Source organism: Streptomyces sp. NBC_01264 (assembly GCF_026340675.1).
GTDB lineage: Bacteria > Actinomycetota > Actinomycetes > Streptomycetales > Streptomycetaceae > Streptomyces.
The window spans coordinates 6,195,872-6,213,687 of the sequence record NZ_JAPEOX010000001.1 but is presented as its reverse complement, the minus strand read 5'-3'; the positions used below and the strand labels follow the sequence as shown (position 1 = coordinate 6,213,687).

Here is a 17,816-nt window from a genome sequence, read left to right as displayed (position 1 = left end):
CCGGTGCGGCGCCGTTGCCAGGGGCTCCGCCCCCGGACCCCCGCTCCTCAAACGCCGGAGGGGCTGAGTTTGGCCGGCGTCAGCCCGCACGTGACCGTTGGTCGTCCGGCATTGCCCTGCGGGCGATCCAGCCCGCCGCTGTGCCCGGCGGCGCCGCCCGCACACGCGGCTGACGCCGGCCGAAATCCAGCCCCGCCGGCGTTTGAGGCGCGGGGGTCCGGGGGCTGGTCCCCGGCAGCGGCGCCGCACGGTGCACAGGCCTGCGCACCCCGGGGCCGCCGCCCGGCCGTGGCACGGCACCCGGCCGGGCGGCCCGGGTTCACCTCACCGGTAGGTGGTACGCCAGGCGGTAGCGGTCGGCCGGGATGACGACGTCCGCCGTCTCCACCGCCCGGCCGGACGCGAAGTACGTGCGCCCGATCACCAGCACCACGTGCCCCGCCACCCCGCCGAGCTGCATGTTCTCCTCCGCCAGCCCCGGCCGCGCACCGACCTCCTCGACCACGTTGTCCACGACCACGTCGATCGCGGCCATCCGGTCCACCACCCCGGACCCGCCCAGCGGGCCCTCCTCCGGCAGCATCACCGGGCTCCGGCCGGTCACGGCGAGCGGCTCCCAGGAGGTCGACAGCATCATCGCCTCGCCCGCGTCGCGGTACACGTACCGCGTCCGCATCACCCGCTCGCCCGGCTCGATGCCGAGCCGTTTCGCGATGTCCGCCGGGGCGGCGGCCTGTTCGCTGCTGGAGTCCCAGGTGCCGCGCGCGCTCGCCTCCGCCTGCTCCTGCCGGAAGGGGGTCGAGACCCCGCCGGTGCGGTAGCCGGAGCGGGCCACGCGCCGCGGGACGGGTTGTTCGCGTACGTACGTGCCGGATCCGGACCGGCCCTCGACCAGGCCTTCCGCCATGAGGACCTTGCGCGCCTCCAGTGCCACCGTGTCGGAGACCCCGTACTCCTCGCGGATCCGGGCCTGCGAAGGGAGCCGGGCGTGCGGAGGCAGGGACCCATCGACGATCTTCCGTCGCAGATCCCCGGCGACGCGCAGATAGGCCGGCTGCTCGCCGAAAGTCACAGGCCACTCCCATCAGGTTGACAGACAGCTACAGCCTGGCAACCGACGGTTGTCCCCCGCAAGCAAGGGCCAGAGTTTCACCCGAAGTGATGAAGCCTGGTCACTCAAACCCACGCGTCACAGCAGCAACATTCACGCCGAGGCCTGCTCCACGGACGGCCCGGCCGAGGCGTCGCCCTGCGGCTCCTCCAGCCACTCCGGCACCGTCGTCGACAGACCGTACGCCCCGCGCAGCGCCTTCTCCGTCGCCACGGGCAGCTCCGCGAGCGCCCGGTCCCAGGCCTTCACGAAGCCGTCCCCGGTCTGCGCCTCCGAGGCCCGCCGCCATTCCCGCCGCGCCGCCTCCACCGCCTCCCGCTGCGCTCCCGCCGGCCCGGCCAGCTGCGGCCGCGCCTTCTCGCCGGCCAGCAGCCGCGACTCCGCGGCCAGCACTCCGTCCATCTCCCGCGCCCAGGCCCGGTACTGCTCCAGCGCCTCGTCCACGTCCGCGTCCGGTGCGTGGCCCAGTGCCAGATCGGCGGCGTTCATCACCTGCAGGAAGGCCACCTGCTCCGGCGCCAGCACCCCGGCATCCTTGCGCAGACTGCCCCGCTGCTCCTGCTCCGCCGTGCCGATCACGCACACGAGCAGCCGGTCCCCGCCCTCCCACCGCTCGCGCGAGGGCGCGAAGTAGAACATCTCCGCGTACGGGGGCAGCGCCCAGGTGTCCATCGCGTACGCGTCCTGCGCGCGCCAGCAGTCCTGGGCCGCCGACTCCTTCAGCTCCTCCTCGCCCGGGAAGCGCGACCCGCCCAGCGCGTGCGCGAGGGTGACCTCGGCGTCGTGGACCTGCGCGCAGCCGATCCGGTACACGAAGGGGTTCTCCTCGAGCAGGTCCCCGCCGGGGACGTTGAAGCAGGAGCCGGCGCCCAGGTCGTCGAGGTCGGTCAGCTCGCCCTCCACGTCCTCGTAGGGCTCGGCCGCGCCCATCGCGCGGGCCCGCGCGAAGAAGGTGTCCGCGGCCCGCTCCGCGCCGAGGACCAGGCCGCCGGAGAGCAGGACCGACACCACCAGGCCGAGGACGGCGAGGACCTTGCCCCGCTCGCCCTTCTTCCTGATCTGCGTGAGGGCCACGATCCCGAAGACGATGCCGAGGGGCGGGAAGCAGAGCATCCCCACGAGCAGGGAGGCGAGCGCGAAGCCGTTGAGCGGGGGCGGCCCGTACGCGTACCCCTGCGGGGGCGGGGCGGGCCACTGGTAGGGGGGCTGCGTGCTCACGGGGCTCCAGGAAGCGGGCGAACGAATGCGCGAATGGTACGCAGCGGGGACGACCGCCGAAACGGTCGCCCCCGAGGTTCATCGCGTCACTACCGCCCGGGCGTCAGAACTGGAGCGCCCAGGAGTCGATCTTTCCGGTGTCGACGTTCGCGTTGTCGTTGACCCGGAGCTTCCACACGCCGTTGGCGACCTCCGAGGAGGCGTTGACCGTGACGGACTTGATGATGTTGTCCGCGCTGCCGCCGGTGCGGTTGTGCAGGTTGTACAGGGTGCCGTCGGGGGCGACGAGGTCGACCTTGAGGTCACCGATGTAGGTGTGCTTGATGTCGACCGAGACGCTCAGCGTGGCCGGCGCGTTGCCGGAGATCCCGCTGACGGTGATCGGCGAATCGACGGTGGCGTTGTCGGCGATCGCGTAGTCGCCGGTGTTCTCGAAGCGGGTGCCCGGGTTCGGCGGGGTGGTGGAGGTGCCGATGTTGAGCAGCCGGTTCGGGGAGCCGGTGCCGGGGCTGGTCACCACGTTCGGGGTGGCCGCGTTCACCAGGGCCGTGGAGACCTGGGCGGGGGTGGCCGCCGGGTTGGCCGCGAGGTAGAGGGCGGCGGCGCCGACCACGTGCGGGGTCGCCATCGAGGTGCCGGAGATGGTGTTGGTGGCGGTGTCGCCGGTGCCCCACGAGGAGGTGATGTTGGAGCCGGGGGCGAAGAGGTCCAGGATCGCGCCGTAGTTGGAGTAGCTCGCCTTGGCGTCGGTGTTGGTGGTGGCGCCGACGGTGATCGCCTCGGCCACGCGGGCCGGAGACTTGGTGTTGGCGTTGGTGGACTCGTTGCCCGCCGCGACTCCGTAGGTGATGCCGCTGGCTATGGAGTTGCGCACGGCGGTGTCCAGCGCGGAGTCCGCGCCGCCGCCGAGCGACATGTTCGCCACGGCCGGCTTGACGGCGTTGCGCGTCACCCAGTCGATGCCCGCGACGACCTGGGCGGTGGTACCGGAGCCGTTGTTGTCGAGCACGCGCACGCCGACGATCTTGGCCTTCTTGGCCACGCCGTACGAGGTGCCCGCGACGGTGCCGGCGACGTGCGTGCCGTGGCCGTGGCCGTCCTGGGCGGTGTTGTCGTTGTCGATGGCGTCGTAGCCGTCGGAGGCGCGGCCGCCGAGGTCCTGGTGGGTCTTACGGACGCCCGTGTCGATGATGTACGCGGTCACACCCTCGCCGGCCTTGTCCGGGTAGGTGTAGCTCTGGTTCAGCGGCAGGGCCGCCTGGTCGATCCGGTCCAGGCCCCAGGACGGCGGGTTGGGCTGGGTGGTGTCGACGGTGAACACCCGGTTCTGCACGACGGACTTGACGGCCGGGTCGGCGGCGAGCTTCCTGGCCTGCGCCTCGGAGACCTCGACGGAGTAGCCGTTGAGGGCCGCGCTGTAGGTCCGGTCGATCCGCGCGCCGTACCGCTTGGCCACGGCCTTGCCGCTGTCGGCGGTGGAGCGCGCCGCGGAGTCCTTCAAGGTCACGATGTAGCTGCCGGAGACGGTGCCCTCGGCGCCGGCGTTCTCGATGACGCCCTGCGGGGCGGTCGGGGCCGCCGAGGCGGGTAAGGCGAGGGCTGCTCCGAGGGCGAGGGCCAGTGTGGCGGTCGCTCCGATGCCGGCGATCCTCCGGCGGGTGTGACGCGTCGCGGACATGTGAGGGGTCCTCCTCATAGGTGGTGCGCTGCGGGGGGTGCGCGGCCGATGGGCGCTGCCGTCAGGGCATGGTTTTTAGCCATGCCCATGACAAGCAATTCGGCCCAACGATGCGCCGCTGACGAAAGGTTGACCCACGGAGTCGCTCCACCACAAGAGGACAACGAACGCGTAACATCCGTGCCATACCTCAGCCATGAACGAGCAAAGGCTCACCGCACATGACGCACGCACTACCCGGCTACGTCTGCGCCGAAGACGGCACCCGGGCCGACGCGCGGACGGCCCCCTGGTGCTGCCCGGTGTGCGGCGGCCCGTGGGACCTCGACTTCACCCCCGACCCGGACGCCGTACTGGATCCCGCGGCCGGACCCCGCTCGCTCTGGCGCTACGGCTCCGCCCTGCCGCTCACCGGGGCCTTCTCCGTCACGCTGGCGGAGGGGAACACCCCGCTGGTGCCGCTGTCGGAGCGGGTGCACGCCAAGCTGGACTTCCTGATGCCCACCCTGTCCTTCAAGGACCGCGGCGCGGTGATGCTCGCCGAGGTCGCGCGCCGGCTGGGGCCGCGGCGGGTGGTGGCCGACAGCAGCGGCAACGCCGGGACGGCCTTCGCGGCCTACTGCGCGCGGGCCGGACTGGCCTGCGAGGTCTTCGTGCCGGAGGGCACCTCGCCGAAGAAGACGGAGCAGATGCGCGCGCACGGCGCGACGGTGACGGTGGTGCCGGGCGGGCGCGAGGCGACGGCGGTGGCGGCCCGCGAAGCGGCCGACCTGCCGGGGGTGTTCTACGCCAGTCACGTCTTCAACCCGTACTTCCTGCACGGCACCAAGACATACGTCTACGAGATCTGGGAGCAGCTGGGCGGCCACCTCCCGGAGGTGATCGTCGTCCCGGTCGGCAACGGCACGCTGCTGCTCGGGGCCGCGCTGGCGGTGGAGGAGCTGGCCCGCCGCGGGGTCCGCCCGCCGACGCTGATCGCCGTCCAGTCGGCGGCCGTCGCCCCGCTGGCCTCCGCCTTCCGCGCGGGCGCCGAGGACGCCGACCCCGTACCCCAACTCCCCACCCTGGCCGAGGGGATCGCGATCCCGGCCCCGCCGCGGGCCCGCCAGATCCTGGCGGCCGTCCGCAAGTCCGGCGGCACCTTCCTGACCGTGACCGACGACCGGATCCGGGCGGCGCAGCTCGACCTGGCCCGGCGCGGGCTGTTCGTGGAACCCACGGCCGCCGCCTGCTGGGCCGCGGTCGGCCCCACCGCCCCCGAAGACCCCCTCCAGGGCCGCACCGCCGTCGTCCCGCTCTGCGGCGCGGGCGCCAAGACGGGCCTGGCCGCACCGGCCTGACCTGGGCGGGCCGCCTCGGACGGCCCCGTACCCGGCGGCCCGGCCGGGACCGCCCGACCGGGGCCGCGCGGGCGGATGCCGCCGGGGGGGTCCCCGGAGCGCCCCGCTCCGGGGACCCCTCGATGGATGCAGAGGCCAACGACATAGGCTCCGCGTCATGCGCACCTCATCGGCCCGTGTCTGGTTCGCCCTCGCCCTCGTCTACGTCGTCTGGGGTTCGACCTACCTCGGCATCCGCGTGGTCGTCGAGACCATGCCCCCGTTCCTCTCCGCCGGGGCCCGCTTCATCACCGCCGGTCTCCTCCTGGCCGGCATCGTCGCCTGGCGCGACGGCCCGGCCGCCCTCAAGGCCACCCGGGCCCAGGTGGGCGCCACCGTCCTGGTCGGGCTGCTGCTGGTGCTCGGCGGCAACGGCCTCGTCGTCCTCGCCGAGACCTCGATCCCCTCCGGGCTCGCCGCCCTGCTGGTGGCCGCCGTCCCGATGTGGCTGGTCGTCCTGCGCGCCGGCTCCGGGGACCGCCCCTCGGCGCGCACCGTGGCCGGGGTGCTGCTGGGGCTCGGCGGGCTCGCCGTCCTGACCAGCCCCGGGCTCGGCGGCGAGATCGCGCTCGGCGGGGTGCTCCTGGTGCTGGCCGGCTCGGTGTGCTGGTCGCTCGGCTCCTTCTCGGGCTCGAAGCTGACCCTGCCCGCGAACCCCTTCACCGGCAGCGCGTACCAGATGCTCGCGGGCGGGATCGGCGGGATCCTCGTCGGCCTGTGCCGCGGCGAACAGCGCGGGCTGGACCTGACCTCGTACTCCACCGCGTCCTGGCTGGCGCTGGGCTACCTGGTGCTGTTCGGCTCGCTCGTCGGCTTCACCGCGTACGTGTGGCTGCTGCGCGCGGCTCCACTCTCGCTCGTGGCCACGTACGCCTACGTGAATCCGGTCGTGGCCGTCGCCCTGGGCTGGCTCATCCTCGACGAGGCCCTGACCTGGCCCCTCCTGCTCGGCGGCGCGATCGTCGTGGCGGCGGTGTGCGTGATCGTGAGCACCGAGCGCCGCAGCTGACGCACCTCGGCCTCGGTACCCGGCCTCAGTACCCGGCCTCAGCCCGCGGGCTTCGCGGCCCGCTCGTACAGGGCCTTCGCCCGGTCGTCGAACAGCGCGGCCGTGGAGTCCACGTCCGTGTCCCCGCCGCTCAGCACCCCGATGAGCTGGCCGGGCCGCCCCGGCCCGCCCCGGTCGGCGATCCACGGGCTGCCGCTCGTCCCCGTCCAGAACCCCGAGCAGTTGATGTAGAGCATGGCGGGGTCGTCCTCGTCGTGCTGGCTCCGCGTCGTACAGGCGACGGGCTTGTTCTCGGGGTTGTGCCCGGACTCCGGGTAGCCGACGACGGTCACCTCCCGCTCGTAGCCGGAGGTCCAGACGGGTTTCGGGGCCTCCCCGCGGCCGACGACCTCCTGCAGGCTGCGCCCTTGCGCGTCCGGTTCGACGCTGAGGAAGGCGAAGTCGGCGGTGTCCTCGCCCCACTTCGTCCAGCGCTCGTCGACCTGGACGGAGCGCACCTTCCACACCCCGAGCGGCTGCTTCCCGGAGCCCTCGCCGGTGAAGGCGGGGGCGAAGGCGAGCTCGCCGATGGCGAGCCCGTCGTGCGCGGCCTCGCCCGGCCGCCCGTCCTCGCCGGCCGGGGCCACGCAGTGGGCGGCGGTGGCGACGACATCGCCCCGCGGGCTGTCGACGACGCTGGCCGTGCACCAGTGCTCGCCGCCCGCCATGAGGACGCCGACGGTGGGGAAGGCGAGCGCGGCGTGGTTCTCGTAGCCGCCGGAGCCCCTGACGAACACCACGGCGAGCAGCGCGGCGGTCCCCGCGAGGGCGGCCGAGCCGATCCCGATCGCCTTGATGCCGGGGCTCACCGCGCGGCGGCGGTGCCGCTCGCGCCGCCGCTCGGGGCCGGCCGGGGCTTCGGGGTGGGTGTGGACATCACCTTGCTGATCCACTCCAGTGCGCCCTCCCTCATCCCGCGTACGTAGGACTTCCCGTTGTGCTGACCATCCTGGATCACCTGCAGCGTGGTGTGCACGGGACCCTTGCCGTAGTCCTTCATGAACTGCTCGGCCTTCTCGCGGCCTGATTCCCTGGTGCCGATCTGGAAGTTCACGTAGACGTCCGGGCCGCCCGCGGCGATCAGCTTCGCGGCGAGCTTCTCGGGGTTGTCCTCGTCCATGGCCTGCGTGTTTCCCTTCCACAGCGGGGAATCGGGGACGATGTCGACCCCGCTCGCGATGGCCGCCTTGAAGCGGTCGGGGTGCTTCAGGACGTGCTTGAAGGCGCCGAATCCGCCCGCCGAGGAGCCCATGAAGGCCCAGCCGTCGCGGGAGGTGAAGGTCCGGAAATTGGCCTTCGTGAAATCCGGGACGTCTTCGACCATCCAGGTGCCCATCTTGGGCTCTCCGGGGATGTCCGAGGCGTCGAAGTGGTGCTTGGTGTCGGCGTTGTGCACCGGCATGACCAGGATGAAGGGCAGGCTCTTGCCGGACTTGGCCCCGTCGCTCACGGCCTGCTGGAGGCCGAGGCCGGGGCCCGTCCCCCAGTAGTTCGTGGGGTAGCCGCGGCCGCCGGGCAGGGAGATCAGGACCGGGAAGGCGCTGGCGGCGTACGCCGGGTCGTCGTACTCCTTCGGCACCCACACCCAGACGTCGCCCGTGAACCCGGACTTCTTGCCCGTCAGGGTGGTCTTGGCGATCTGGGTGCCGTCCGGCAGCCGGGAGGTCCGGACGAACGAGGCCTTCGGCCCGGTCGGCATCCGTACGCCCGGCCCGGTGTCGGAGGCGGCGGAGACCTCTGCCGGGGGCTTCCCGAAGGAGACGGGATCGCCTATGTCGGAGAAGAGGCCGAACTGGTACGCGGCCCCGCCGCCCGCCAGGAGGGTGAGCCCGAGGCCCCCGCCGATCAGGATCCGGCGGAGCCGGCGCCGGGGGCGGCGGGCGCCGGTCGCGGCGTCGCCCCCGGTCGCCGGGGCGTCTTCGGTCGGGTCGGGGACGTCCCCGGTGGCGGCGGCCCTGTCACCCTGCAGGTCTTGGTGCACGGATCGTTCCCGTTCCTTCTCCGGCGCCCCTGGGAGCGCGGGCTGGACCGATTGGTCCCCCTTACATCCTTAACAGAGGTATGAACGACCGGATGGGTTGCCTGGGACGGGTGGACGTGGCGAGGGCCACGCCGGTCAGCCGGTTTCGGCCTTCGGACCCTTGAGGACCTTGCTGACCCATTCCAGTGAGCCTTCCTTCATGCCGCGCACGTAGTGCCAGCCGTTGTGCTCACCGTTCTGGATGTCCCGGATGGTCACCTTGACCGGGCCCTTGCCGTACTTCTGCTTGAACTGCGCCATGCTCTCCTTGCCGGTCTCCCTGGTCCCGACCTGGAAGTTGATGTAGACCTCGGGACCGCCCGTGTCGATCAGCTTCTGGGCGAGCTTCTCCGGGTCGTTCGCGTCCATCTCCGCCTGGTGTCCCTTCCAGAGCGGGGAATCGGGGCGGATCTCGCCGCCGCTGGCGATCACGGCCTTGAACCGGTCCGGGTGCTGGAGGACCTGCTTCATGCCGACGAAGGCGCCGGAGGAGGAGCCCATGAAGGCCCAGCCGTCGCGGGACTTGTACGTACGGAAGTTGGCGCGGGTGAAGTCCGGGACGTCCTCGGCGATCCAGGTGCCCATCTTGGCCCGGCCGGGGATGTCGGAGCCGTCGTAGTAGTGCTTCGCGTCCGGGTTGAGCACCGGCATGATCACGATGAACGGCAGGCTGGTGCCCGCCTTGACGCCCTCGGCGATGGCCTTCTGGAGGCCGAGGCTGCGGTCGGCCCAGTAGTTGTCCGGGTAGCCGTTGCCGCCGGGGAGGGCGATGAGCACCGGGAAGCCGCTCTTGGCGTACTTCGGGTCGCCGTACTCCTTCGGCGTCCACACCCAGACGTCGCCCTCGAAGCCGGACTTGGCGCCCTTGAGGCGGGTCTTGGCGATGATCGTGCCGTCGTCCAGCTTGGCGGTCTGCTTGAACGCGGAGACCGGCCCGGTGGCCTGCCGCACGTCCGGGTCGCCGGTCGGCGCGGGCGGGCTCGCGGGGGTCTGCCCCGGGTTCCCCTGCGCCGTCCCCGCGCCGGCGGGGGGCGAGGGCCGGCCGAAGCTCACCGAGGAGCCGTTGCCGGAGAACCACTCCAGCTTCCAGGCGGCGAAGCCACCGCCGCCGAGGAGGAGCACGAAGGCGAGGGCCGCGCTGGTCCACAGCACGCGGCGGGAGCGGGGGCGGCCGGAGCGGGCGCGCCGGGAGCGCCGCGGGGGTCCGTCGGGCGAGGGGCCGGCGGGGGGCCCGGGTATGTGCGGGGGGACGTACGCCTGGTTGCCGTACGCCGGGTGGTCATCGGGTCGGTAGGGCTGGTCCTGGTGCACGAACTTCGCTCCGAACGGTCATGACTGCCCCCCGGTGGGACAGCAGGGACTGGGCGCTCCCCTAGTCCTGATGCGTGAATCCCCCGGAAAGTTCCAAATCAGCGCAAAATCGTGACCCGGATTCGGGACGGGTCACCTCCAGGGCGTCGAGCCCGTCAGCCCCGCAGGTAGGCCAGGACCGCGAGGACCCGGCGGTGGGTTTCCTGCGCCGGGGGCAGGTCGAGCTTCATCAGGATGTTCCCGATGTGCTTGCCCACCGCCGCCTCCGAGACGGTGAGCCGCCGGGAGATCTCGGCGTTGGAGTGCCCTTCCGCGACCAGCGCGAGGACCTCCCGCTCGCGGGCCGTCAGCCGTTCCAGGGGGTCGCGCCGGCGGCTGATGAGCCGGCGCACGACCTCGGGATCGACGACGGTCCCGCCGGCCGCCACCCGGGCGACGGCGTCGAGGAACTCCTCCACCTGCCCGACGCGGTCCTTGAGCAGGTACCCGACGCCCGTCCCGTCGCCGGAATCGAGCAACTCGGCGGCGTACGAGCGCTGTACGTACTGGGAGAGGACCAGGACGGGCAGGCCGGGCCGGAGTCCGCGCAGCCGCACGGCCGCCCGCAGGCCCTCGTCGGTGTGGTCCGGGGGCATCCGCACGTCGGTGACGACGATGTCCGGCCGGTGCTCGGCGACGGCCGCTTCGAGCGCGGCGGCGTCGCCGACGGCCGCCACCGTGCGGTGGCCGAAGCGGTCGAGCAGGCCGACGAGGCCTTCGCGGAGCAGGACGGAGTCCTCGGCCAGGACCACGCGCAGGGGCCGCCGGCCGGGGCCGGCCCCTACGGCGTCTTCGGTTCCATCGGGATGCAAGGGATCTCCACACGCAGCAGGGTCGGGCCTCCGGGAGGGCTGGTCAGGGTCAGTCTGCCGTCCACGACGGACACCCGGTCGGCGAGCCCCGTCAGTCCGCTCCCCCGCCCCGCGTCCGCGCCGCCGCGGCCGTCGTCGCTCACCTCCACGGTGAGGCGGGTTCCGTCGTGCCGCCCGGTGACGGCGATCCGGCCGGCCCCGCTGTGCTTGGCCGCGTTGGCCAGGGCCTCGCTGACGAAGAAGTACCCGGCGGACTCGGCCTGTTCGGGCAGCCGGCCGGGGAGGTCGAAGTCGGTGTCGACGGGGATCGGCGAGCGGTCGGCGATGTCGGCGACGGCGTCGGGCAGGCCCCGGTCGCTGAGCACCTGCGGGTGGATGCCGTGGACGAGCTCCCGCAGCGAGGTCAGGGCGAGCCCGGCCTCGGCGTGCGCGGCGGCCAGTTGCCCGGCGAGCCGGCTGCCGGACGGGGCGTCGAGCCGGGCCAGGCCCAGCGTCATGGACAGTGCGACGAGCCGCTGCTGCGCCCCGTCGTGCAAGTCCCGCTCGATGCGCCGCCGTTCGGCGTCGAAGGCGGCCGCCAGCCGGGCCCGGGAGCTGGTCAGCTCGGTGACCTTGACCGCCAGGTCGCCCTGGCCGGGGCCGAGCATCAGCCGGGCCAGGGCCGCGCGGGCGGCCGCCGCCGCGCCGAGCGCGTGGAGGAGGACCGGGAGGAGCAGCAGTCCGGCGGCGGCACACAGCAGGGCCTCGGGGTAGCCGGTGATGGCGTGGATCTTGAGGGGGTTTGCCTGTTCCCCGTCCAGGGCGAGCTGGACCGGCGTCGCCAGGAGCCCGGCGGGTACCAGCAGGGCGACCCCGACGGCGAGCAGCTCCAGCGGCCACAGCAGGGTGGCGGCGAGTACGGCGTAGGCCAGTTCCCGCCAGGTCGCCTGCTCGCGGAAGCGGGTGCCGGCCCACGCCGCGGGCCCCGTACGGTCCGGATCGCGGTGCGGGTCGGGCAGGGGCTCCGAGCCGGGGTCGAACAGCCGCAGCCGTCGGCGCTCGACGGCCGCGAACGGGACGCCGACCAGCGCGAGCGCGGCGAGCAGCGGGAGTCCGACCAGGACGACGGCGAGCACGGCCCCGCAGACGGCGAGCAGCGTCAGCACGGCGCAGACGAGGAGTCCGGTGACGGCGCCGCCGAGCAGGTAGCCGGCGGCGCGCCATGGCCGGGCGCTGCGCAGGTACCGGCCAGGGACCGGGAGGGAGAGCGGCATGCGCCCACCGTAGGCGGCGGGCGGGGGCGGCGCGGTAGGGCTGGCCATACCCTGCGGACTCGCCCCTGCCCCGCTGACCGAGGGCCGCGCGGCCGGTTGGCTTGGAAGCATGCTGAAGATCGCGTTGAGGTCGCTGCGGCGGCGCTGGATGACACAGGTGGGAACGTTCGTCGCCGTGGCCCTGGGGGTCGCGCTGATGACCGTGATGGGACTGGGGCTCGCCGCGTCGGCGGCGCTGCCGCCGGGGGCCGAGGTGGTGGGGCTCAACTCGATGCTCGGCACCGCGGGCGGGATCAGCTCGTTCGTGGCGGTGTTCGTGGTGGCGTCGACCTTCTCGTACGCGGTGGCCGCGCGGCGGCGCGAGCTGGGGCTGCTGCGGCTGGCCGGGTCGACGCCTGGGCAGCTGCGGCGCCTGGTGATGACGGAGGCGGCGGCCGTCGGGCTGGTCGGGTCCGCGGCCGGGGTCGCCCTGGGCACGGCGGGTGCGCCGCTGATGGCCGGCTGGACCGTGGCGCAGGGGCTGGCGCCCGCCGGGTACGCGATCGGGGACCAGAGCTGGCCGCTGCACACGGCGTTCTGGACGGGTCTGCTGGTCGCGCTGTCGGGTGCCTACGCCGCTTCCCGGCGGGCCGGCCGGGTCGCTGCCCTGGAGGCGCTGCGCGAGGCCGTGACCGACGAGCGGCCCATGACCCCGGGGCGGTGGGTGGCCGGCGGCGGGCTGCTGCTGGGCGCGGTCGTCTTCGTGGGGTGGCGGCTCGGTTCGGAACCGGGCGAGCTGCTCAAGCGCAAGACGTACACCGTGCAGCCGATGCTGCTGATCTCCGCGTGCGGGCTGCTGGCCCCGGTGCTCGTACGGCCCGTCGTACGGCTGCTGATGTGGGTCCCGGCCCGGCTGACCTCCTACGCGGGCCGGCTGGTGCGGGCGAGCGCCGCCGCCGGGATCCGCCGTACGGCCGCGGTGGCGGCGCCGGTGCTGGTGATGGTCGCGCTGACCGGATCGCTGCTGGGCACGGCCTCGACCCTGAAGGAGGCGAAGGCGGTGGAGGCCCGGGCCCGGACGGGCGCGGACTACGTACTGGCCGGCGGGCGGCTGCCGGACTCCGTGGCGATCACCGGTGTCCCGGCGACGGGCGTCCTCGCGGTGGCCGACACCCGGCTGACGGTGCTGGAGGAGGGGTTCGTGAAGGTGCCGACGGAGGCCTTCGCGGTGGACCCGGCGGCTCTGGCGGACGTCTCGCGGCTGTCGGTGGTTGCGGGGTCGGTGGCGGACCTGGACGACGGCGGCATCGTCGTCACGGAGGAGTGGTGGCAGCACCGGGTCGGCGACTCGGTACCGCTGTGGCGCGCGGACGGCACCGCCGCCCGGCTGCGGATCGTGGCCGTGATGCGGACGGGGACCGGCGACAACGGGGCCTACGTCACCCCGCGCAACGCGCCCGGCGCGAAGGTCTCGCGCATCGAGGTCAGGGCCCCCGCGTCCGCGGCCGGTGCGGTCCGCGAGGCGGCGGCCCGGTACGGGGCCACGGCCCGCACCACGCAGGAGTGGCTGGCGGCGACGCACCCGCGCACGAACCGGATCACGATGCTCGGCTATGTGCTGGTCCTGGGCATCGCCCTGGTCTACACGGCGATCGCGCTGGCCAACACCCTGCTGATGGCCACCTCCGACCGGGCCGGCGACCTGCGTCTGCTGCGGCTGGCCGGAGCCACCCGCGGCCAGGTCCTCGCCGTGACGGCGGCCGAGTCCCTGCTCGCGGTCTCGGTCGGAGCCCTTCTCGGAACGGCGGTCACCGCGGTCAACCTGGCGGGCGTGCGCGCCGCCCTCGCGGTCCTCGGGGTGGATTCGCCGGTGGTCGTGCCCTGGCTCGCGATGGGTGCGGTCGCCGGTGTCTGCGCCGCGCTGTCGGCGCTGTGCACCCTGCTTCCGACGGCCCGCGCCCTGCGCCGCCGGACAGGGCGGCGCAGGGCGCGGTGGGGTGAAGTAGCCGGTGGTGGTGTCGCGTCGGCCTCGGTCTGAGGCCGACGGCTCGGCTCCGGCCCGGGCTCCGGCCCCGGCCCCGGCCCGGCTCCGGCTCCGGCTCCGGCCCCGGCTCCGGCTCCGGCTCCGGCTCCGGCTCAGTCGAGGGTCGGGGCCTGGCGCAGGATCTCGACCTCGAGGCGCTGGAGTGCGGGGCTCGACGAGATGCCCAGGTCCTCGGCCATGCGCCGCTGGTGCATCCGCAGCACCGAGAGCGCGTCGGCCTGCCGTCCGGCCCGGTACAGGGCCAGGCTGAAGAGTTCGCAGCCGTATTCGCGCAGCGGGTGGGACTGGGTGAAGCCCGCCAGTTCCGAGACGGCCACTTCGTGGGCGCCCACGGCGATCAGTGCGGCGCAGCGGCCCTCGACCACCGAGAGCCGCAGTTCCTCGAGGCGCACCACCTCGGGCGAGACGTGGGTGGCATCGGAGACCTCCGCGTACGCCTCCCCGCGCCACAGGGCGAGTCCGGCCTCGAACTGCTCGAGGGCCCGTTGCGGGTCGCACCGGTCCAGTGCCTGCCAGCCGGCGGTCGCGCAGGTGCCGAACCGGTGGGCGTCGACGTCGACGGCACTGCTGTCGAGTAAGTACCCGCGGCCTAGGGTGCGCAGGACCTTCGCGGGCTTGCGCGGCGCCCGGTCCGGCTCCAGCACCCGCCGCAGGTTGGCGATGTAGGCGTGCAGCGAGGAGATCGCCGACTGGGGCGGCTGGCCGTCCCAGAGCGCTTCGACGAGCACGTCGACCGATACGGGCTGGCCCACCTGGCTGACCAGCAGGGTGAGCGCGGCCCGCTGCTTCGTGGCCCCGAGGTCCACGTAGCGTCCGCCGATGGTCGCCTCGATCGGACCGAGCACCCTGAACTCCACCTTGGTCGGCGGTACGTCCCGGTCCTCCTCCGGATCCTCCTGCGCCCACCGGACGCCTCCGTGCGGCCGCGGAGCGGGGGGCCGGGGCGCGACGGCGTGCGCACCGGTCCGCTCGCGGGCCGTGTCGAAGACGGCGGCGGGGGGCGGGGACTGGAGGTCGAGCTCCAGCGCCATCGTGAAGTACATCTTCAGCGTCTCGTTCGCGTGGCGGAGTTCCCGTACTTCCCGTTCCAGCTCGGCGACGCTCCGTGTTCCCCTGCTACTGCCTCCCAAACGCTGTCCGACGACAATGTCCGTACCTCGCCCACCGCCTCCCCTGAGGTCAGTGGCCAACTCACCGAAATCAATTTCTTCGTTCACTGCCTCTGTACTCATCAAGCTCCCCCGAAAGATGCGTACGTCCCGGCCTCGGCCGGATGACGAGAGTCGTCACCTCTGCACCAGGAAGGATCCAGCATGGCGATCAAGAATGACAACCCCCGTTTAAAATCTGGTGAGTTGAACTTTAGCCAGCCGGAAGGCATAGGCCCGAGGAGGTAGATCCGGGCAACGGTCGGAATCCCTCGCTCCCTCGTGCGGTGACGTTCGCCCGCCACTGATCATGCTCGGAGCGCCGGGGCGGGGATCATTCCGTTTCCCCTCCGACCGGCGCTCCGCATTAGGGCCGTCGACTACCGCGCGAAGATCAACGTGGTCGGCGAAGGCGTGCTCCGGAAGGTGATTTCACCGAAGCCCGCCTTGGTGAGCCAGGCGTGGTAATCCGCCCTGGTCCAGGTGCCCCCGCGCCTGCTCTTGAGCAGCATTTCCGAGGCGAAGGTCAGCGCGAAGGCGGGGCCGCTGCGGTCGTCCTCGACGATGTAGTCGGAGACGACCAGCGTGCCGCCGGGCTTCAGGGCGCCGCGCGCCCTGGCGAAGATCGCGACGTTCTCCTCCGGCCCTTCCTGGTGGGCGATGTTGGAGTACATCACGACGTCGTGCGCGCAGTCGCCGAACCCGGTCGTGTGGAAGTCCCCGTCGATGTAGCTGACGCGATCGCCCACGCCCCGCTCGGTGAGCAGCCGGCGGGCGATCGAGTTGATGGGCTCCCAGTCGAGCTGCGTCGAGCGCGCGGCGGGGTTCAGTTCCAGCCAGATGCCGGAGCAGATGCCCGAGCCGCCGCCGATGTCGAGGATCGAGATCTCCCCTGCCCCGGAGAGGCCCAGGGCCTCGGCGGCGATCTTCGCGACGGGAACCGACTGCGCGGCGATGGCCTGGACCAGCTGCTCCCAGTGCGGGTTGTCGGCCACCTCCACCACGGCGTCCGACAGCGGGCCGCCCGTGCGGACGACCTCGGGCAGCACCGAAAGGCTGCCCATGTGGCCCATCTTGAGCTTGGCGAACCCGCTCAGCGATTCGGCGCGGCCCTCCACCAGGAAGGCGGAGGCCTCGGCGGTGTTGCGGTAGGCGCCGGCGGCCTGCTCGACCAGGCCGATGCTGACCAGGCCGTCGAGGAGGGCCTGCGCGCCCCGCTCAGAGATCCCGGCGCGGTCGGCCAGGTGGGCGGCAGAGGTGGCGCCCTCCTCCAAGTGGGTGAAGAGGGAGTGGGTCGCCGCCGTGCCCAGGATGCCGGTCGCCCAGTACCCGGTGATGAGCCGCATGATCCGATCCGACGTCGGCTGGCCGTTGCTCATGCCGTCCCCACCATGCTTCCCGAGAGCTGACGCGGCACCGACCGGGCGGCCGGCTTCGCTTCCACTTGCTGCGGGGCCGCCGGAACCCAGCTCCCCAGGACCATTTCCGCGGTGATTCCCGGACCGAATCCGGCGATGACACCGGTGGATCCGGCCGTCAGGCGCTCGGCTTCTTCGAACTGCCGGCGAAGTGCGTCGAACACGACCGCGCTGGCGATGTTCCCGTATTCGGTCAGCGTGGACCAGCTGTGCCGGAAGACCACCCGGTCGACGCCCAGGAACTTGGCGAGGTCGTCCAGAATGCGGGGGCCCCCGGCGTGGATGATGTAGAAATCCAGATCGCCGATGTCCCAGCCGTGGAGCGCGGCCAGGTCGCCCAGCACCGGAGCGATCGGTTCCATCGTTCCGGGAACTCGCCGGTCGAGCTGGAAGTGGAATCCGGTGTCGCGGACGGAGTACGAGATCCAGTCCTCGGTGTGCGGAATGAGGTACGAGGCGTTGCGCTCCAGCAGGACGCCGGCGCCGCCGCTGCCCCGCACCACGGCGGCCGCGACCGCGTCGCCGAACAGCCCGTCCGACAGCAGCGAGCCGACGTCGTCGGCCGTGGGCTGGTAGCACAGCGAGCACAGCTCGCAGGAGACGATCAGGACGTTGCTCTCGGGGTGGGCCACGCAGAAGTCATGGGCGCGGTTGATCGCCGCACCGCCCGCGGCGCAGCCGAGCTGCGCGATGGGGAGCTGCCGGGTGTCGTAGCGGAACCCCATCTCGTTGATCAGCCACGCGGTGAGCGAGGGCATCATGAACCCGGTGCACGAGACGTAGATGATCGCGTCGATGTCCGTCGCCACCAGGCCCGCGTTCTCCAGGGCCTTTTCTATGACTTCCGGGCACCGCTTCTTCGACTCGATCTCGTAGATGCGATTGCGTTCCTGGAATCCGGGGTGGCTCAGCGTCTTTTCGATCGGCTGGACCAGGTGGCGCTTCCGCACCCCCGTGTTCTCTATCAGTCGAAGGGCCAGCGGAAGCTGCGGCTTGCCCGCATGCGCCTCCCTGGCGAATGCCAGAGTGTCTTCCATCGTGATGATGTGTTCCGGCACGCTCACCGAAGGCTTACATAGAATTGGCATACCTGGCATCTGTCTCTCTGATGTAGAGAATTTTCTGCTGCCCTCACAGCGTGTACGTTCCCCAACATCCCGTATGGCGCTTGCTACTGGCTTGGCGGCGACTTGCCTTCCCCGCCTCCATTCATCCGCACCTTTCACCAAGGGCCTTTAGCCGGTCCTTTCACCGGGGCCCGGAGGATTGGGACGGTGGGGGATGGTGGGCCCGCGGGGGCACACCTGGCCGAAACTCGCCCCCGACCGGGCCCCGGACACAAGGAAGCCCCGTCCGCG

The 17,816-nt window shown here is 72.5% G+C and carries 14 protein-coding genes; 3 read left to right on the top strand and 11 right to left on the bottom strand.

What is annotated here, in order from left to right; translation table 11 throughout:
• Window positions 1-319 precede the first annotated feature (319 nt).
• From OG435_RS29210 to OG435_RS29200, 3 genes are all read right to left on the bottom strand, one after another.
• Window positions 320-1,072 (bottom strand): GntR family transcriptional regulator, encoded by a 753-nt coding sequence (locus OG435_RS29210; protein ID WP_266880915.1) that lies wholly within the window; start codon window positions 1,070-1,072, stop codon window positions 320-322.
• Window positions 1,073-1,204: 132 nt separating this feature from the next.
• A complete protein-coding gene (locus OG435_RS29205) occupies window positions 1,205-2,329 on the bottom strand; it encodes a DUF4190 domain-containing protein (protein ID WP_266880914.1) in 1,125 nt (374 codons plus the stop codon).
• Between the two features lie 103 nt (window positions 2,330-2,432).
• Window positions 2,433-4,007, bottom strand: a complete 1,575-nt coding sequence (locus OG435_RS29200) for a S8 family peptidase (protein ID WP_266880913.1) — start codon at window positions 4,005-4,007, stop codon at window positions 2,433-2,435.
• 221 nt (window positions 4,008-4,228) lie between these two features.
• Between OG435_RS29200 and OG435_RS29195 the strand changes: the two genes are divergently transcribed.
• Entirely contained in the window at window positions 4,229-5,347 is a 1,119-nt protein-coding gene (locus tag OG435_RS29195; RefSeq protein ID WP_266880912.1) for a pyridoxal-phosphate dependent enzyme, read from the top strand.
• 157 nt (window positions 5,348-5,504) lie between these two features.
• The gene (locus OG435_RS29190) at window positions 5,505-6,395 is read left to right on the top strand and encodes an EamA family transporter (protein WP_266880911.1); all 891 of its coding nucleotides are present in this window, start codon (window positions 5,505-5,507) and stop codon (window positions 6,393-6,395) included.
• A 38-nt stretch (window positions 6,396-6,433) separates the two neighbouring features.
• Here the strand turns inward: OG435_RS29190 and OG435_RS29185 are convergent, their stop codons facing one another.
• From OG435_RS29185 to OG435_RS29165, 5 genes are all read right to left on the bottom strand, one after another.
• Window positions 6,434-7,327: a trypsin-like serine peptidase gene (locus tag OG435_RS29185; RefSeq protein WP_266880910.1), complete on the bottom strand. Its 894-nt coding sequence runs from the start codon at window positions 7,325-7,327 to the stop codon at window positions 6,434-6,436.
• Complete coding sequence (locus tag OG435_RS29180; protein ID WP_266882173.1) at window positions 7,240-8,286, bottom strand: alpha/beta hydrolase; 1,047 nt, start codon at window positions 8,284-8,286, stop codon at window positions 7,240-7,242. Before OG435_RS29180 ends, OG435_RS29185 begins: the two co-directional genes overlap by 88 nt.
• Before the next feature lie 264 nt (window positions 8,287-8,550).
• Complete coding sequence (locus OG435_RS29175) at window positions 8,551-9,765, bottom strand: alpha/beta hydrolase (protein ID WP_430625705.1); 1,215 nt, start codon at window positions 9,763-9,765, stop codon at window positions 8,551-8,553.
• 155 nt (window positions 9,766-9,920) lie between these two features.
• Window positions 9,921-10,556 (bottom strand): response regulator transcription factor, encoded by a 636-nt coding sequence (locus tag OG435_RS29170; RefSeq protein WP_323187949.1) that lies wholly within the window; start codon window positions 10,554-10,556, stop codon window positions 9,921-9,923.
• A 29-nt stretch (window positions 10,557-10,585) separates the two neighbouring features.
• A complete protein-coding gene (locus tag OG435_RS29165; RefSeq protein ID WP_266880908.1) occupies window positions 10,586-11,869 on the bottom strand; it encodes a sensor histidine kinase in 1,284 nt (427 codons plus the stop codon).
• Window positions 11,870-11,978: 109 nt separating this feature from the next.
• Between OG435_RS29165 and OG435_RS29160 the strand changes: the two genes are divergently transcribed.
• A complete protein-coding gene (locus OG435_RS29160; protein ID WP_266880907.1) occupies window positions 11,979-13,886 on the top strand; it encodes an FtsX-like permease family protein in 1,908 nt (635 codons plus the stop codon).
• A gap of 98 nt (window positions 13,887-13,984) precedes the next feature.
• Here the strand turns inward: OG435_RS29160 and OG435_RS29155 are convergent, their stop codons facing one another.
• The 3 genes from OG435_RS29155 to OG435_RS29145 form a co-directional block, all read right to left on the bottom strand.
• Entirely contained in the window at window positions 13,985-15,022 is a 1,038-nt protein-coding gene (locus OG435_RS29155) for an AfsR/SARP family transcriptional regulator (protein ID WP_266880906.1), read from the bottom strand.
• A 398-nt stretch (window positions 15,023-15,420) separates the two neighbouring features.
• Window positions 15,421-16,419: a class I SAM-dependent methyltransferase gene (locus tag OG435_RS29150; protein ID WP_266880905.1), complete on the bottom strand. Its 999-nt coding sequence runs from the start codon at window positions 16,417-16,419 to the stop codon at window positions 15,421-15,423.
• Window positions 16,416-17,546 (bottom strand): type III polyketide synthase, encoded by a 1,131-nt coding sequence (locus OG435_RS29145; protein WP_266882169.1) that lies wholly within the window; start codon window positions 17,544-17,546, stop codon window positions 16,416-16,418. The genes OG435_RS29150 and OG435_RS29145 overlap by 4 nt, the downstream gene beginning before the upstream one ends.
• Window positions 17,547-17,816 lie beyond the last annotated feature (270 nt).

Bases quoted from the DNA above. Each gene is read 5' to 3' on its own strand.
- OG435_RS29200 (WP_266880913.1), bottom strand. From the start codon at position 4,007: ATGTCCGCGACGCGTCACACCCGCCGGAGGATCGCCGGCATCGGAGCG.
- OG435_RS29195 (WP_266880912.1), top strand. From the start codon at position 4,229: ATGACGCACGCACTACCCGGCTACGTCTGCGCCGAAGACGGCACCCGG.
- OG435_RS29190 (WP_266880911.1), top strand. From the start codon at position 5,505: ATGCGCACCTCATCGGCCCGTGTCTGGTTCGCCCTCGCCCTCGTCTAC.
- OG435_RS29165 (WP_266880908.1), bottom strand. From the start codon at position 11,869: ATGCCGCTCTCCCTCCCGGTCCCTGGCCGGTACCTGCGCAGCGCCCGG.
- OG435_RS29160 (WP_266880907.1), top strand. From the start codon at position 11,979: ATGCTGAAGATCGCGTTGAGGTCGCTGCGGCGGCGCTGGATGACACAG.
- OG435_RS29150 (WP_266880905.1), bottom strand. From the start codon at position 16,419: ATGAGCAACGGCCAGCCGACGTCGGATCGGATCATGCGGCTCATCACC.
- OG435_RS29145 (WP_266882169.1), bottom strand. From the start codon at position 17,546: ATGCCAATTCTATGTAAGCCTTCGGTGAGCGTGCCGGAACACATCATC.